The 1,157-nt window shown below is 75.6% G+C and carries 2 protein-coding genes; both read left to right on the top strand.

What is annotated here, in order from left to right; translation table 11 throughout:
- The coding region (locus tag GFJ45_RS16115; protein WP_194288747.1) for a helix-turn-helix transcriptional regulator at positions 1-452 on the top strand (452 nt) is incomplete at its 5' end.
- A gap of 156 nt (positions 453-608) precedes the next feature.
- Entirely contained in the window at positions 609-1,127 is a 519-nt protein-coding gene (locus tag GFJ45_RS17125; RefSeq protein WP_194288746.1) for a hypothetical protein, read from the top strand.
- Positions 1,128-1,157: the final 30 nt, after the last annotated feature.

Raw genomic sequence — 1,157 nt, 5'->3', positions numbered from 1 at the left:
CGGGGGCGCTGGCGCTGGCGCGCGGGGAGGCGGCCGAGGCGCTGCCGCTGCTGCGGGAGGCGCACCGGCTGTGGGCGCGGGTGCACGCCCCCTACGAGGTGGCGCGGGCACGGGTGGACGCCGGCCGGGCCTGCGCCGACCTCGGCGACACCGACGGCGCCCGGGTGGAGTGGCTGGTCGCCCAGCACGCCTTCGCCGCGCTCGGCGCCCGTCCCGACGAGCAGCGCACCAACCGGCTGCTGGGGCTGGCCGCCGGACCGGACGGGCTCACCCCGCGCGAGCTGCAGGTGCTGGGCCTGGTCGCCGCCGGGCTCACCAACCCGCAGATCGCCAGCAGCCTCTACCTCAGCGAGAAGACCGTCTCCCGGCACCTGGGCAACATCTTCACCAAGCTCGGGGTCCGCTCGCGCACCGCGGCCGCGGCGTACGCCTACCGGCACCACCTGGGCTGACTGACCACCCGGCACCACCTGGGCTGACTGACCACCCGGCACCACCTGGGTTGACCGCCCGGACCCCGGCATGGGGCGTCCGCCCCATGCGCCCCGGCGCAGGACAGGGCGTTCGCCCGATGTGGCGGCGCTGCCCACGGACCTAGCGTCGAGGACATGGACACGCAGCTGACGCTCCCGGTGCTGGCTGGCTCCGTCTCGACGGTCATCTTCGCCGGCAGCATGCTGCCGATGGTGCTCAAGGCGGCCCGCACCAAGGACCTGGCCTCCTACAGCCTGGGCAACCTGGCGCTGGCCAACGTGGGCAACGCCATCCACTCGGTCTACGTGTTCAGCCTGCCACCGGGCCCGATCTGGGCGCTGCACAGCTTCTACGTGGTGACGACGCTGCTGATGCTGAGCTGGTACCTGCGGCACGTGCCACGGCGGCGCCGCTCACCCGCGCAGCCGGAGTCCCACCGCGGGCAGGGCGGGGGCGGTCAGGGCGTCACCGGGGTCCTCGAGCCGGCCGAACCGCGCCGGGCCCGCCGCACCGTCCCGCTCGGCCTGCCACCGCTCGCCGAAGGCGACGACCTGCTCGTGGCGGCGGCCGACGTCCTTCCACCTCACCAGCGGCTTCCCGAGCGGCTCGCCGCCGAGCAGCAGGCACCGCGCCCCGTGCTCACCGCCCCGTAGCGGCAGCGACGCCCGCCCGGGCCGAGGCGG

The organism is Ornithinicoccus halotolerans, assembly GCF_009602535.1.
GTDB lineage: Bacteria > Actinomycetota > Actinomycetes > Actinomycetales > Dermatophilaceae > Ornithinicoccus > Ornithinicoccus halotolerans.
The sequence above is the reverse complement of the archived record's forward strand: the minus strand, read 5'-3'. Positions and strand labels throughout refer to the sequence as shown.